This is a genomic window from Cryobacterium sp. 10I5, assembly GCF_035019865.1.
GTDB lineage: Bacteria > Actinomycetota > Actinomycetes > Actinomycetales > Microbacteriaceae > Cryobacterium > Cryobacterium breve_A.
In genome coordinates this window covers 1-14670 of the sequence record NZ_JASJVI010000094.1, presented here as the reverse complement: position 1 = coordinate 14670, position 14670 = coordinate 1, and the positions used below count along the sequence as shown (strand labels likewise).

Here is a 14670-nt window from a genome sequence, read left to right as displayed (position 1 = left end):
GGGGTGGCGGGATTAAGCGGGGGTGGCGGCGATCAGGTCGTCGCGGACCGTGCGGCGGAGCACCTTGCCCATCATCGAGCGGGGGAGCTCCTCGACCTCGACGATGCGCCGGGGCACCTTGTACGCCGAGAGCCGGGTGCGGCAATAGGCGCGCAGGGCGTCGACGTCGAGCACGGCGCCCTCGGTGAGCACGATCGCGGCGACGACGTCCTCTCCGCCGTTCTTGCTCGAGAGGCCCACGACCGCGGCGTCGGCGACGTCGGGGTGCGAGAGAAGAGCGGCTTCGACCTCGGATGGCGACACGTTGAACCCTCCGGTGATGATGAGTTCCTTGATGCGGTCGACGATGGTGACGAAGCCGTCTGCGGAGACGCGCACGATGTCGCCGGTGCGGAGCCACCCGCCCTCGAGGAGCACCTTGGCGGTCTCGCTCGGCTGGTCCCAGTAGCCGGAGAAGACCTGCGGGCCGCGCACGAGCAGCTCGCCCTCTTCCTCGACACCGCGGTCGATCGACGGGTCTTTCGGGTCGACGACCCGGATCTCGGTGCTCGGGAACGGCACTCCGACGGTGCCGGGGCGGCGGCTCGGGCCGATCGGGTTTCCGACGGCGATCGGCGAGGCCTCGGTCATGCCGTAACCCTCGACGAGCAGCCCGCCGGTCGCGGTCTCCCAGCGTTCGACGATCGAGACGGGCAGGCTCATCGCGCCCGAGATCGAGAAGCGGATGCTGCGCAGGCTCACGTTCCGTTTCTCGGCAGCGGTGACCAGCCGGTCGTAGATCGGCGGGACCGCGGGAAGGAAGGTCGGCGGAGTGTGCTTCGCGGCATCCAGCAGCAGGTTCTCGTCGAACTTGGGGAACAGTACGAGCCGGGCGCCGGTCGCCATCGCGAAGGTGAGGCAGAGGGTGAGGCCGTAGGCGTGGAACATCGGGAGGACGGCGTAGAAGACCTCCTGGCCAGGGGTGAGGCCGGGCACCCAGGCTTCGCCCTGGAGGGCGTTGGCCCGCAGGTTCGAGTGGGTGAGGATCGCGCCCTTCGGGGTGCCGGTCGTGCCGCTCGTGTACTGCAGCACCGCGGTGTCGCCGAGGGCGGGTCTCGGGTGGTTGTGGCGGAGCTTGCGGGCACGCACGAGGGAGGACCACTCGACGGCGTCCTTCGGCAGCTCGGAGACGGTGAGCGCGTCTCGCGAGGACCGTGCCTTCTTGATCGGTAACCGCAGGGCGAGGCGTTTGGCGAGCGGCATCGCATCCGTGAGGTCCACGGCGACGACGGTGCGGAGCCCCAGGTCGGCGGGGAAGTCGCGAACGGTCGCGTAGACCTTGTCCCAGACGATGGCGACCCGGGCGCCGTGGTCTTCGAACTGATGCCGCAGCTCGCGCTCGGTGTAGAGCGGGTTGTGCTCGACGACGATCGCGCCGAGGCGCAACACGGCGTAGAACGCGACGACGTGCTGGGGGCAGTTGGGCAGCACGAGGGCGACCCGGTCGCCCGGCTTCACGCCGAGGCGCAGCAGGCCGTTCGCGACGCGTGAGATCTGCTCCCCGAGCTGGGTGTAGCTCGTGGTGCCGCCGAAGAAGTCGAGCGCGATCGCTTCGGCGTAGAGCCGGCAGGACGCCTCGATCATGCCGACGAGGGTGTCGGAGGGGACGGGGATGGTGCTCGGCACCCCGGGGGCGTATGAGCCGAGCCAGGGTTTGTTGGCGAAGGCGTTCATCGTTGGGCCGGTTCGGGGGTCGGCGCCGTCTCCGGGTCGACCGCGAGCGTGCGGGCCGACGCGAGTTCGTCCTTGAGCGCGGCGACGAAGGCGTCGATGTCGGCCTCCTCGGTGTCGAAGCCGCACATCCAACGCACCTCGCCGGTTGCCGGGTTCCAGTCGTAGAAACGGAATGCCTCGCGCAGGCGGTCGGCGACGCCGGGCGGCAGCACCGCGAACACGGCGTTGGACTGGGTGGGCTGGCTGAAGGAGACGCCATCGATCGAGCCGTCCGCGATGCCGTCGTCGAGGGCGGTGCGCAGCCGGGTTGCCATGCCGTTCGCGTGGCCGGCGTTCCGCAACCAGAGGTCACCGTCGAGCAGCGCGATCAGCTGCGCCGAGATGAACCGCATCTTGGAGGCGAGCTGCATGTTGAGCTTGCGCAGGTAGACGAGGCCGGCGGATGCCTCGGGGTTGAGTACGACGATGCACTCGCCGTACATCATCCCGTTCTTGGTGCCGCCGAAGCTCAGCACGTCGACGCCGGCGTCGCGCGTGAACGCGCGGAACGGGGCGCCGAGCGCGGCGGCCGCATTGGAGAGGCGGGCGCCGTCCATGTGCAGGGTCATCCCGTTCGCGTGTGCGTGGTCGGCGATGGCCCGCACCTCCTCGATGCTGTACGCGGTGCCGAGCTCTGTGGTCTGGGTGATCGAGACGACGAGCGGCTGCGCGCGGTGCTCGTCGCCCCAGCCCCAGGCCTGCTGGTCGATCAGGGCGGGCGTGAGCTTGCCGTCTGGCGTGTCGATGGTGAGGAGCTTGATGCCGGCGACCTTTTCGGGGGCGCCGCCCTCGTCCGAGTTGATGTGCGCGGTCGAGGCGCAGATGACGGCGCCCCAGCGCGGCAGCATCGACTGCAGCCCGATCACGTTCGCGCCGGTGCCGTTGAAGACGGGGAAGGCCTCTGTGCCCTCGCCGAAGTGCCGCGCGAACACCTCCTGGAGGCGCTCGGTGTACACGTCTTCGCCATAGGAGATCTGGTGGGCGCCGTTGGCCCTGCCGATCGCCTCGAGGATCTCGGGGTGGACCCCGGAGTAGTTGTCCGAGGCGAAACCGCGCGAGGAAAGGTCATGGAGTTGAGTCACCCCTCCATCCTTGCGCATCCGGCTCCGCCGCCACTGTGAGATGTGCCCGCGGACCGTCTCCCGCGCATCCGCTCAGCCGCGGAGCGCCTCGCGGAAGGTGACCCGCGCGCCCATCCGGAGCAGCGAGTTCGCGTAGATGCGGGACCCGAGCAGGATCACGAGGGCGGTCGAGGCGAGCAGGATCGCGAGGGAGAGCAGGGGTTCCCACCAGGCTGCGGTGCCGAGGAAGATGCGCATCGGCATGCCGACCGGCGCCGAGAACGGAATGTAGGACATGATCGCGAGCACGGTGGGGTTGTCGTTGAACAGGATCACCAGGAAATAGGGAATCATCACGAGGACGAGCACGGGCGAGGTCGCCGAGCCGACGTCCTCCTGCCGGGACACCATCGACGCCGTTGCCGCGAACAGCGAGGCGAGCATCACGAACCCGAACGCGAAGAACACCGCGAACCAGACGAGCGCCGGGCCGATGTCGCCGAGCAGGACGTGCTGGCCGGTCACCGCCATGCCGATCGAGACGAGCAGGCCGATCGCGACGATCTGCCCGAAGGCCATGATGCTGTTGCCGACGACCTTGCCGGCGAGGAGCGCCCGCACCGGGATGGTCGTCATCAGGATCTCGACGACGCGGGTCTGTTTCTCCTCGACGACGCTCTGCGCGATCGTGGAGCCGAAGGTGATCGCCGACATGAAGAAGACGAGCCCGAAACCGATCGCGACGAGGTAGACGAGGCCCTCGCCCTGTCTCGACGGTTCGAGGAGGGTCACCTCGGGGCGGAGGCTGAGGACGCCGACGACCTCGAGCGGGGTCGCGGAGAGGGCGATCACCCGCAGGGGCAGCGGGTAGCCGGCCCGCGATTCCGCCGGCACGATCGCGGCGGTGACCGTGCCCGCCCGCACGAGGGCCTCGGCGGCGGCGGCATCGTCGGCCTCGACGGCGGTCAGAGTGCCGGCCTGGCGCACGACCTGCGCGGCGGCGGACCCGACCACGGCGACCTTGGGCAGGGTCTGGTTCTGGCTCGCGATACCGCCGGCGACGACGGACCCGATCGAGACGAGCAACAGGATGCCGGTGGAGATCAGGAAGGCCTTGCTTCGGAGCCGGGCCACGATCTCCCGGGTCGCCACGAGCCACACGCTCTGCCGAAGCGTCGGTGCCGGATGCCGGTCGGCCGTTCCCGATTGTGTGCTCACTGCACGACCTCCTTGAAGATGGTGGCGAGGCTCGGCCGCTGCTGGCTGAAAGTGAGGACCGGGCCGCGCTCGAGGGCGAGTCGGAGGACGGCCTGGCTCGCGGCATCCGTCTGGGCCTCGAAGACCGCGAAACCGCCGCTCACCTCGAGGACGTCGACGCCGGGCACCGCGCGGACCCAGCCGGCGTCGTCGCCGGTGCGGATCTCGAAGCGCGGGCTGCTGTGCCGCTCGCGAAGTTCCTCGCGGGGGCCGTTCGCGCGGATCTCGCCGCCGGCGATGATGACGAGGTCGTCGCAGAGGCGTTCGACGATGTCGAGCTGGTGCGAGGAGAACAGCACGGGGACGCCGCGCGCGGCGTAACCGCCGAGCACGCCCATCACAACCTCGACCGCGAGCGGGTCGAGTCCGGAGAACGGTTCGTCGAGAACGAGGAACTCGGGATCGTGCACGAGGGCCGCCGCGATCTGGGCACGCTGCTGGTTGCCGAGAGAGAGCGATTCGACGAGGTCGCCGCTGCGCTCGCCGAGGCCGAGGCTCTCGAGCAGCTCTGCGGCGTTGCGGCGGGCGGATGCGGGGGGCAGCCCGTGCAGGCGGGCCAGGTAGACGAGCTGCTCGCCGATCTTCATCTTGGGGTAGAGCCCGCGTTCCTCGGGCATGTAGCCGAAGCGGCGGCGGTCGTCCGCGGTCAGCGGTACCCCGTCCAGCCGGACGTCGCCGGAGTCGGACGACAGCACGCCGAGGATGATCCGCATCGCGGTGGTCTTGCCGGCGCCGTTCGCGCCGACGAAGCCGGTCAGGCGGCCGTCGGCGATGTCGAAGCTCACGTCGGTGAGCACCTGCCGGGTGCCGAACCGCTTACTGACGTGCTCGATCGAGAGCATGCCCCTCCTCCGTATGCATCATCACGCTAGCGCGAACCGTTGACGTCCGGGACGGCGCCGCCGGGGGAGGCTCCGAGGAGGCGGCGGGTGAGGGCGCCGCGGGCGGAGACCAGGGCATCGAGGGCCTCCGCGAGGTCCTCGTCCCGGGGCGGCCGGGCCGCCTCGGCGGCCAGCAGCACGGTGCGCCGCATGAGTTCCTTGGCGAAGGCTCCGGTCGCACCGTCGGCGCGAGCGGCGGCGACTCGGATCGCCTCGGAGGAGAGGGGCAGGTCGCCGGCATAGAGCTCGAAGAGTCGCCGCCGGGCCGCCGCATCGGGCAGCGGGATCTCCACGGCGAGGTCGACTCGGCCGGGGCGGTCGGCGAGGGCGCGCTCGAGCACGTCGACGCGGTTCGTCGTGAGCACGAAGGCCACGTCGGCATCGCCCTCAAGACCGTCGAGGGCATCGAGCATCGCGAACAGCAGCGGCTGGGGGCCCTGCGCCAGGGACCGGTCCTCTGCGATGAGGTCGACGTCTTCGAGCACGACGATGGCGGGCTGCATCGCGCGGGCGAGTTCCGCGGCCTGGGTGACGAACACGATGCTGTTGCCGGCCAGCACGACAGCGGTGACGCCGGGAGTGGCGCTGAGCAGGTGCCGTACCGTGAGGGTCTTCCCGGTGCCGGGAGGGCCGTACAGCAGGATGCCGCGCTTCAGGTGCTGCCCAGAGGCGCGCAGCGCCCGCCGGTGCGACCCGATGCCGACGACCTGGCGCAGGATCTCGTCGAGAACGCCCGGCGGCAGGATGACGTCCTCCACCGGGACCTCCGGGCGGGGCAGGAAGTCGGCGCCCGCGGCTCCCATGTTGTACTGGTTGCCGCTGAAGGACAGCACCTGTCCGCGCAGCACGCTGCGCTCGAGCATCAGGCGCCGGAGAGCGGAGAGGAACGCGGCGCTCCCGGCCTCGTCGACGGCGAGGATCTCGAGTCGAGCGTCCTGGCGGTTGAACTCGGGCCGGGAACCGCGTTGCAACACCGCGACCGGATGCCCGTCCACGGTCAGCAGGCGCACACCGAAAGAGACCACCCGACGCTCGCTGTCCGGGCCGGTCGCCGCTGAGATGTAGTCGACGGGCGCCGTGCCGTACTCGACGTAGGGGTTGCCGAGCAGCTCCTGGAAGGAGGAATGCTCCCGCTGCTGACCACCGGAGACCCCGAGCACCCGGGAACCGGGGCCGGCGGCGAGTTCGTCGAGGGCAATGTCCGCGTCGACCAGACGGTGGGCGGGCAGGTCCTCTGTGACGAGAGGGAGCGTCGTGACATCGACCTGGAGGAACTCCTGCACGAGAGTGCCGAGCGGTGTGCGCGCGGGCGCTGTGGGCCGTGGGGCGAGGATGAGTTCATCCATGAACCGCCGAACCGTGTCCAGGAATTCCGTTTGGCGATCGTCCATGGTGCGCTCCCCCGAGCCGTCGATGGTGCCGTGTGGTGCCGTATTGGTGCGGTCTGTGCGTTCAGGCTAGTGGTCGAGGGACCGGCAGGCCACTAACTGTGGCCGGTTCGGACAAGAGTGGCCGGGACACGGGCCGCAGTTGTCCGAAGCGGCCACAGTCGCGCAGGGATCAGGGACGGTCAGCCGAGGGGGATGCGGGTGTTGGTGACGGATGCCGCCGGAACGTCCCAGAGGGCGACGACCCGGTCGGCGAGCTCTGGTTCGAGGCCGTCGAGGGCGCGGACCACGAAGATCGCGGTCGCGGCGGTCTGGCCGCTCGGTGGGGCCGCCTTCGCGAAGCCGTGGCCGACGGCGCGGGTCCAGGTCTCCGCCGCCGACTTCGCCGCGGCGTAGTTCGCACCGCCGGGGGTGGGTGCCTCGACCGAGACCGACGAGACGATGGCGAGGCGGCCCGCCGGCGAGGCCAGCAGATCGGCATTGAAGGAGCGCGTCGTATTGCGCAGCGTAGACACGATATTCCGGTGCAGGAATGCCCAGTCCTCGTCTGACTGACCGGCGAGGCCGCCGCCCCCGCGCCAGCCGCCGACGAGGTGAATGAGCCCATCGATCATGCCGAGACCGGCATGGACGCGTTCGGCGAGGTCGGTGACGGCCACCACGTCGGCCAGGTCGCAGGTAAAGGGGATCGCGCCGGGCACGCCGTCGACAACCTCCGAGAGGCGCTGCGCATTCGAGCCGACGACGATCACTCGAGCCCCGGCCCCGGCCAGTGCCACGGAGACGGCCCGGCCGGCCGTGCTCGTCGCACCGGCGACGAGCACGGTGCGGCCGGCGACGAACCTGCGGGCGGCATCCGCTGCTTCGGTCATCGTCGCCGGCCCCGGCCTAGTCGCGCCCGGTGATGCCGGCCGTCGACTCGATGACGGTCTTCATCTTCTTGTCGAGCGCCTCGAAGAACATCGAGAGCGGGAACTCGTCGTCGAGCACGAGGTCGGTGTACCCCTTCGGCGGTCCGGCGAGCACGTCGAGAGGCAGCCCGCGCGCCCAGGTGGATGCCGGGTTCGGGGTGAGGGTCTCGGAGATCATCGCGTAGGCGGCGAGCCAGTGCGCCTTCTTCGGTCGGTCGATCGACGCCCAGTAGAGCTCGTCGATCCGGGCGCCCAGCGCGATCACGACGTCGGGGACGGCGTCCCAGTCGAGGCTGAGCGCGGTGTCCGTCCAGTGCAGCACGTGGTGCTGGTGCATCCACGCGAACAGCAGCTGGCCGCCAAGGCCGTCGTAGTTGCGCACCCGGCTCCCGCTGATCGCGAAGCGGAAGATCCGGTCGAAGATCACCGCGTACTGCACAAGGCTCGCGTGCCTGCGGGCTTCCGGGCTCGCGTTGTCGTCCCGCGCGATCGTGACCGACTCACGGAAGGCGGTGAGGTCGCAGCGCAGTTCCTCGAGGGAATAGAGGAAGAACGGCATCCGCTGCTTGATCATGAACGGGTCGAACGGGAGATCGCCGCGCATGTGGGTGCGGTCGTGGATCAGGTCCCACATCACGAAGGTTTCCTCGGTGAGGTGCTGGTCGTCGAGAAGTGCTGCGGCCTCGGCGGGCAGGTCGAGGCGGGTGATGGCGGATGCCGCGCCGACGACCCTGCGGAAGCGCGCGGCCTCACGGTCGGCGAAGATCGCACCCCAGGTGAAGGTCGGGATCTCGCGCATCGCGACCGTTTCGGGGAAGAGCACGGCGGAATTGGTGTCGTAACCGGGCGTGAAATCGAGGAACCGGATCGGCACGAACAGCTTGTTCGTGTACTGCTGCTCCAGCTCGGCGATGAACTCGGGCCAGATCACCTCGACCAGGACCGCCTCGACCAGGCGGTTCGTGCTGCCGTTCTGGGTGTACATCGGGAAGACGACGAGGTGACGGATTCCATCGGTGCGATGCAGCTGCGGCTGGAACTCCATGAGGGAGTCGAAGAAGTCGGGCACATCGAAGTCCTCGGCCGCCCAGCGGGCGAAGTCGCGGTCGAGCGCCGCGAGATAGCCGGCGTCGTGCGGGAAGTCCGGGGCGAGTTCCTCGATGGCCGAGCGAATCACGGCGACGTGGCCAGTGGCATCCGTGCGGTCGGCGGGCTCAGGGACCGAACCGTCCTTGGCCTGGATGGCCTGCATCGCGGTGGCGGCGGCCTTCAGTCGCAGCCACGCCGGCGACGTCGCGAGGTTCGCGGCGTCTTCGAGAACCTCGGGCTCACCGACCAGTGCATCTGCAATGTAATTCGACATGGGAACCTCCCGTCCTCGTGAGTGCCGCGGTCGCGGCGGTGTGAACGCACTTCTCTGCGCGAGCCCCCAGCGTATCCGGGGATAGACGGCGTTTTCATGCGGGCCGTCGCAGTGAATCGCCGTGTTCGGCCGGTTTCGCGCGTGAATAAGGCGCGCCGTGCAGGCCGGTGCCGCCCGTGGGGAGCTCGGGACGTGCGCCGGGTTCGCTCGCGATCTCCCACCGCGCTGTGCTGAAACGATTCAGGCTTCCTTCGCTCGGTGCGACGGCCGAAATTCATTCGGAGATGTGCACAAAAATCGTGTACGTTGCTAATGATGTGTGAAAACCCACACGACTTTCTCAGCCGGCCCACACGGTCGCCCTGAGCCGTGCCACCGGTGACACACGTTCTTAATCCACACCCAAAGGAGTCCAAGGTGGCGTCGAAACCTGCTGCAGAGATTATTCAAAGTATCGGAGGTGCCGGAAACGTCGTGGGTCTCACCCATTGCGCCACCCGGCTCCGCTTCCAGCTCAAGGATGCATCCGGTATCGACCAGGCGGCCGTCGAGGCGATTCCCGCCGTACTGGGCGCCGTCCCCCAGACCGGGGAACGCTACCAGGTCGTCATTGGTGGAGCGGTTGAGACCGTCTACAACGAAATTATGGCCCTCCCCGAAATGAAGCGGATCAGCTCCGGCGGATCCAGCGAGGGCGACTCCATCGCCGACATGAAGGCCGCGGGGAAGGCAAAGGGACCGCGCGGAAAGTTCGCCGCCCTCGACACGTTCTTCGAGGTCCTGTCCGACTCGTTCCGTCCCATCCTCGGTGCGCTGCTGGGCGCGTCGCTGTTCATCACCTTCATGGCCTTGATGGCGACCCTCGGTGTCATCCCGGCCTGGAACGCGCCCGGCGTGACCCTTGACCCGTCCTGGCAGTTCGTGAACCTGATGTGGCAGGGCGTTTTCGTCTTCCTGCCGCTGATGGTCGCATACAACGCCTCCAAGAGGATGGGCGCCGACCCGTGGGTCGGCTTCGGCATCATGGCCGTCGTCATGCTCCCCGGCTTCACGGCCCTGGGGAAGACCGATGGTGCGGAGTCCGTCTTCGGCGGCCACGCATCCGTCGTGCAGATCTTCGGACTGCCGCTGACCGTGTTCGACTACAGCTCGCAGGTGTTCCCGCCGCTGCTGATGGCCGGAGTGCTCGCCGCCCTGACCGTGCTCTTGAAGAAGATCATTCCGTCCAGCGTCCAGCTGATCTTCGTGCCGTTCATCAGCATGCTCATCATGATCCCGCTGACCGCCTTCCTCATCGGCCCGATCGGTGTGTACGGCGGAGCCGGACTCGGTAACTTCCTCAAGTCGATCAACGATTTCTCGCCGTTCATCTTCGCGGTCGTCATCCCGCTGGCCTACCCGTTCATGGTTCCGCTCGGCCTGCACTGGCCGCTGAACGCGATCATGCTGCTCAACATCCAGTCCCTCGGGTTTGACTTCATCCAGGGCCCGATGGGCGCCTGGAACTTCGCGTGCTTCGGTGCGACTGCCGGTGTGCTCTTCCTCGCCATTCGCGAGAAGGACCGCTTGATGAAGCAGACCGCGACGGGCGCTCTCGCTGCCGGTCTCCTCGGCGGTATTTCCGAACCGTCTCTCTACGGAATCCACCTGCGGTTCAAGCGCATCTACCCGCGCATGCTCATCGGTTGCCTCGTCGGTGGCGTCATCATCGGGCTCGGCGGCGGCGTCAAGACCAGCGCATTCGTCTTCACCTCGCTGTTGACCATCCCCGCGTTCGACAACATCCCGCTGTACACGATCGCCATCGCTGCAGCCTTCTTCACCGCGATGATCCTCGTCATCCTCTCCGGCTACCAGACGCCGGAACAGAAGGCGGAAGTTGCCGCCCAGGTCGCGGACGAGGAAGCCGCAGCGGGCAAGAAGTCCGCACACGTCGCATCCGTCGCAGCACCGGTTGCCGCCGGTACCGCGCACGCGGCTACGGCGACCGTACCGAGCACAGGAACGGCGACCGCAGTGGCCACCCTCCTGGCCACGATCGGTTCGCCCGTCGCCGGCATCGTCGTTCCCCTCGACGAGGTCCCTGACCCCGTCTTCAGCAAGGGAATCGTCGGCCCCGGCGTCGGAATCGACCCGACAGAGGACACCGTCTACGCCCCCGCGGCCGGCAAGGTCCTCGTTGCGCAGCCGACCGGCCACGCCTTCGGGCTGCTGCTCGACAGCGGCGTCGAACTGCTCATCCACGTGGGCATCGACACCGTGAACCTCGCAGGCAAGGGATTCGACGTGAAGGTCGCCGCTGGCGACCGGGTCGAAGCCGGCACCCCGCTGGTGACCTTCGACCGCGCGGTCATCGAGGCAGCCGGCTACTCGCTGGTCACCCCGGTGCTCGTCACGAACGCCCGCAAGTTCGGGTCCGTTGACCCGGCCGCTTCCGGTCACGTTCAGGTCGGCAGCCCGCTGCTGACTGTGGGCGCCAAGTAACGGTCACCGTTCGCTAGACCGCTTCACCGTTTCACCGCACAAGGCGGGCAGAGAATTCTCTGCCCGCCTTGTGTTTTTTGAGTCAGGGGCGCTCAGGGGCGGATGCCGCGCGCAGCCGCCAGAGCGAGGTCACCTCTGCGGCCCTCGCCCCGTGCAGCGGGTCGTCGGCGTCGGCCGCCTTCCGGTGCACGGGCTTCGTGTCGAGGCGTGCGACGACCTCGAGGCCGGCGTCGTCGAACTGGTCGAGCAGGGCGTCCCTGGATCGCAGCCCGAGGTGCTCTGCGATGTCGGAGAGCACGAGCCAGCCCTCGCCTCCGGGTGCGAGATGGCTCGCGAGGCCGGACAGGAAGCCCTGCAGCATCTGCCCGTCCGGATCGTAGACGGCATGGTCGGTCGCGGTGACGGCGGCTCCGGGGATCCACGGCGGATTGCAGACGATCAGGGCGGCCAGTCCCGACGGGAACAGGTCGGTGTCCTCGATCGTGACCGTGTCTGTGAGGCCGAGCCGTGCCACGTTTTCTCGTGCGCAGGCCAGTGCGCGCGGGGCCGTGTCCGTGCCGATCACACGGTCGAAGCCACGGCCGGCGAGGATCGCGGCGATCACGCCGGTGCCGGTGCCGATGTCGAAGGCGGTGCGGGAGGCGTCCGCTGCCGCGCTCGTGGTCTCTGTCCCAGTGGCCGCAGTCGACACGGGAAGCGGGGCGGCGAGCACGAGGTCGAGATACTCGCCGCGCACGGGCGAGAAGACGCCGTAGTGCGCGTGGATGCTGCCGCCGAGCGCTGGGACGTTGACGCCCTTGACCCGCCACTCATGGGCGCCCATCACGCCGAGCAGCTCGCGCAGTGACGTCACAGTGGGGGTGTGGCCGGCCGGTCCGTAGGTCTCGAGGCACGCGGCGCGGGCATCGGGCGCGCGGCGCAGGGTGATCGTATAGTCGGCGTCGAGGGGAATGAGTACGAGGCCGAGCAGCCGGGCACGCTCGTGGGCGTCGGCCCTGGTTCGCTCGAAGAGGGCGGCCGGGCCGTGGCGTGGCGGATGCGTGCGGCGGCGTGCGGCGTCGATGTGGTCGATCCGCCGGGCGAGCGCGCCGAGCAACTGCCGGGCGTTCTGAAAGTCGCCGGCCCACAGCATCCCGGTGCCCGCCTTGGCGAGGCGATAGGCAGCGTCTGCGGTCATCCGGTCGTCCGCGACCACGACGGTCTCCGGTGCGGGCCAGTGGTTCTCGGAATGCCAGCCGGTGATCGAGGGCGACGGATGCGTGAGATCGGTGGGCTTCTGCGGCGTGCGGGACATGCGGTCCGCTCCTGTGACACGAACATCGGTAGCAGGGCCTTCGACGCTCGTGCGCGCGGGACTCGTCCCCCCGGACGAGTGCCGGCGGTCTCTCCCGAGTATCGCAGCCACCGGGCGGGGCCGCTACCGGAGGGCGGGCATGACCTCGCGTTCGAACAGTTCGATCCCGGAGCGGTCATATGCCGCCTCGGGAAAGTAGTGGATGGCGTAGCCGAGGCCGCGGTCCTTCATGCCGTTCAGGCGATCGACGATCTGGGCGGGGGTGCCGACGCCTTGCGCGGTTCCGTTACGGTACTCCGCCATGAACGCCTCAGCACCCGGGGCGCCGAGGTAGGGCGTCACGCGGGCTTCGATGGCGTCGAGCCGGTCGGCGACCTCCGCTTCCGTCTCCCCGATCACGGTGTTGTAGTTGGCCGACCGGGTGATGGCGCCGAAGTCTGTTCCCAGGGCGGCGCAGTGCGCAGCGAGCAGTTCGCTCTTATGCGTGAAGCCCTCGGGTGAGCCATCGAAGTTCGTGTAGTTCGCGTATTGGGCCGCGATTCGCAGTGTCACCTTTTCGCCGCCCCCTGCGATCCAGATCGGGATGCCGCCGTCCTGCAGGGGGAGCGGGCGCACGATCGCGCCGTCCACCTGGTAGTGCGCGCCGTCGAGGGTCGCAGTGCCGGTGGTCCAGGCCTGGCGCATGATTTCGACACCCTCCTCGAGTCGGGCCAGCCGTTCGCCGGGGCGGGGGAAACCGTAGCCGTATGCCCGCCACTCGTGCTCGTACCAGCCGGCGCCGATTCCCATCTCGACGCGGCCGCCGGAGATGATGTCGATCGTCGCTGCGACCTTCGCGAGGTAGGCCGGGTTCCGGTAGCTCATGCACGTGCACATCTGGCCGAGGCGCACCCGACTGGTCGTGGCCGCGAACGCGCTCATCAGGGTCCACGCCTCGTGGGTGGCCTGCTCGCTCGGAACGGGAACGGTGTGGAAGTGGTCGTACACCCAGATCGATTCCCAGTCGGCGGCATCCGCGTGGGATGCGAGGCCGCTCATCGTGGCCCACTGGCTGGCCGGATCGATGCCCACGAGATCGTGACGCCAGCCCTGGGGTATGAAGAGTCCGAATCGCATGAGCAGAGCCTACGCCGGGAGGGTGCGACCGGGCGGGGTCCCGGCCTGTTCCGATCGGCAGTTGACAGCGCAGCCGCCACCGTCTTAGGATGGAAACGTTTCCATGGAATCGTTTCCACGACGCACGGCCCGATCACACAATGAGGTGAGCATGATGAACGCGATCACGATCCGCGAGGTCGCAGCGCTCGCCGGCGTCTCCGTCGCCACCGCCTCCCGGGTGCTCTCCGGCAACCCGGCCACCTCGCCGACCTCGAGGGCACGCGTTGCCTCGGCCGCTGCGGAACTCGACTTCCGGCCGAACGCCCAGGCCCGCGCGCTGCGCGGAGCCCGGACGAACGCCCTGGGCCTCCTGGTTTCCGACGTGCGGAACCCCTTCTTCGCCGACCTCGCCCACACCGTGGAACAGGCGGCCAACCTGCACGGCTTCGTGACCCTGCTCGGCAATGCCAACGAAAGCGCTGACCAGCAGGACCGGTACCTCGACACCCTGATCTCGCGGAGGGTCGACGGCATCATCCTCGCCCCCGTCGGGGCGGAGAGCGACAGCATCCGCGCTCTCATCGCCCGCGAGATCCCCACCGTCTTCGTCGACCGCACGATCGCGGGCATGGACGTGCCGAGCGTGACGACGGACGGAACCGCCGGCATCCGCCAGGCCGTTGAGCACCTCGCGGCAGGCGGCCACACCCGGATCGGCTACATCTCCGGCCCGCAGGCCAGCTCGACCGGTCGCGACCGGTTCGCCGCGTTCACCCGGTGCGTCGCCGAGAACGGCCTGAGCGCCGACCCCGAACTCGTCTACTTCGGCGACTACCAGGCGGCAAGCGGCTCGGCCGGAGTGCACGCCCTGCTTGACCTCAGCGAGCCGCCGACCGCCCTGCTCGTCGCCGACAGCCTGATGGCCGTCGGCGCCATCGCCGGCCTGCACGACCGCGGGGTGCGGCTCGGCGTCGACCTCGCCATGGTCGCCTTCGACGACGTCGAGTGGTTCGCGCTGCTCAACCCCGCCCTGAGCGTCATCTCGCACAGCGTCGCGGAGATGGGCCGCACCGCCGTCGACCTCCTGCTTCAGGTCATCGACGGAGGCACCCCTGCCTCGGTCGTGCTGCCGAGCGAACTGATCATCCGGGCGTCGTCAGCACCCGCCGGAACACCGGCAC

General features: G+C 68.9%; 11 protein-coding genes. 2 read left to right on the top strand and 9 right to left on the bottom strand.

Features of this window, described 5'->3' with window-relative positions; translation table 11 throughout:
* Positions 1 to 12: 12 nt before the first annotated feature.
* The 7 genes from QN350_RS16910 to QN350_RS16880 all read right to left on the bottom strand — a co-directional run bounded on the left by QN350_RS16910 (position 13) and on the right by QN350_RS16880 (position 8613).
* Positions 13 to 1713 (bottom strand): long-chain-fatty-acid--CoA ligase, encoded by a 1701-nt coding sequence (locus QN350_RS16910; RefSeq protein ID WP_323503383.1) that lies wholly within the window; start codon positions 1711 to 1713, stop codon positions 13 to 15.
* Positions 1710 to 2852, bottom strand: a complete 1143-nt coding sequence (locus QN350_RS16905; RefSeq protein WP_416347740.1) for a threonine aldolase family protein — start codon at positions 2850 to 2852, stop codon at positions 1710 to 1712. The genes QN350_RS16910 and QN350_RS16905 overlap by 4 nt, the downstream gene beginning before the upstream one ends.
* Before the next feature lie 54 nt (positions 2853 to 2906).
* Positions 2907 to 4031 carry an ABC transporter permease gene (locus QN350_RS16900; RefSeq protein ID WP_323503387.1) on the bottom strand — a complete coding sequence of 375 codons (1125 nt, stop codon included), beginning with the start codon at positions 4029 to 4031 and terminating at the stop codon, positions 2907 to 2909.
* On the bottom strand, positions 4028 to 4912 hold the full coding sequence (locus tag QN350_RS16895; RefSeq protein WP_323503389.1) for an ABC transporter ATP-binding protein: 885 nt from the start codon (positions 4910 to 4912) through the stop codon (positions 4028 to 4030). The genes QN350_RS16900 and QN350_RS16895 overlap by 4 nt, the downstream gene beginning before the upstream one ends.
* Positions 4913 to 4938: 26 nt before the next feature.
* Complete coding sequence (locus tag QN350_RS16890; RefSeq protein ID WP_323503391.1) at positions 4939 to 6342, bottom strand: ATP-binding protein; 1404 nt, start codon at positions 6340 to 6342, stop codon at positions 4939 to 4941.
* 179 nt (positions 6343 to 6521) lie between these two features.
* On the bottom strand, positions 6522 to 7211 hold the full coding sequence (locus QN350_RS16885) for an SDR family NAD(P)-dependent oxidoreductase (RefSeq protein WP_323516942.1): 690 nt from the start codon (positions 7209 to 7211) through the stop codon (positions 6522 to 6524).
* A 16-nt stretch (positions 7212 to 7227) separates the two neighbouring features.
* The gene (locus tag QN350_RS16880; RefSeq protein ID WP_323503396.1) at positions 7228 to 8613 is read right to left on the bottom strand and encodes a DUF6421 family protein; all 1386 of its coding nucleotides are present in this window, start codon (positions 8611 to 8613) and stop codon (positions 7228 to 7230) included.
* A gap of 369 nt (positions 8614 to 8982) precedes the next feature.
* Between QN350_RS16880 and QN350_RS16875 the strand changes: the two genes are divergently transcribed.
* Positions 8983 to 11097 (top strand): glucose PTS transporter subunit IIA, encoded by a 2115-nt coding sequence (locus QN350_RS16875; protein ID WP_323516941.1) that lies wholly within the window; start codon positions 8983 to 8985, stop codon positions 11095 to 11097.
* Positions 11098 to 11179: 82 nt separating this feature from the next.
* Here the strand turns inward: QN350_RS16875 and QN350_RS16870 are convergent, their stop codons facing one another.
* Together QN350_RS16870 and QN350_RS16865 are read right to left on the bottom strand one after the other, a co-directional pair.
* Positions 11180 to 12391: a class I SAM-dependent methyltransferase gene (locus tag QN350_RS16870; RefSeq protein ID WP_323503400.1), complete on the bottom strand. Its 1212-nt coding sequence runs from the start codon at positions 12389 to 12391 to the stop codon at positions 11180 to 11182.
* A 123-nt stretch (positions 12392 to 12514) separates the two neighbouring features.
* Complete coding sequence (locus QN350_RS16865; protein WP_281533675.1) at positions 12515 to 13507, bottom strand: LLM class F420-dependent oxidoreductase; 993 nt, start codon at positions 13505 to 13507, stop codon at positions 12515 to 12517.
* A 151-nt stretch (positions 13508 to 13658) separates the two neighbouring features.
* Between QN350_RS16865 and QN350_RS16860 the strand changes: the two genes are divergently transcribed.
* Positions 13659 to 14670, top strand: a 1012-nt coding sequence (locus tag QN350_RS16860; protein ID WP_323516939.1) for a LacI family DNA-binding transcriptional regulator, incomplete at its 3' end; no start/stop codon positions are given.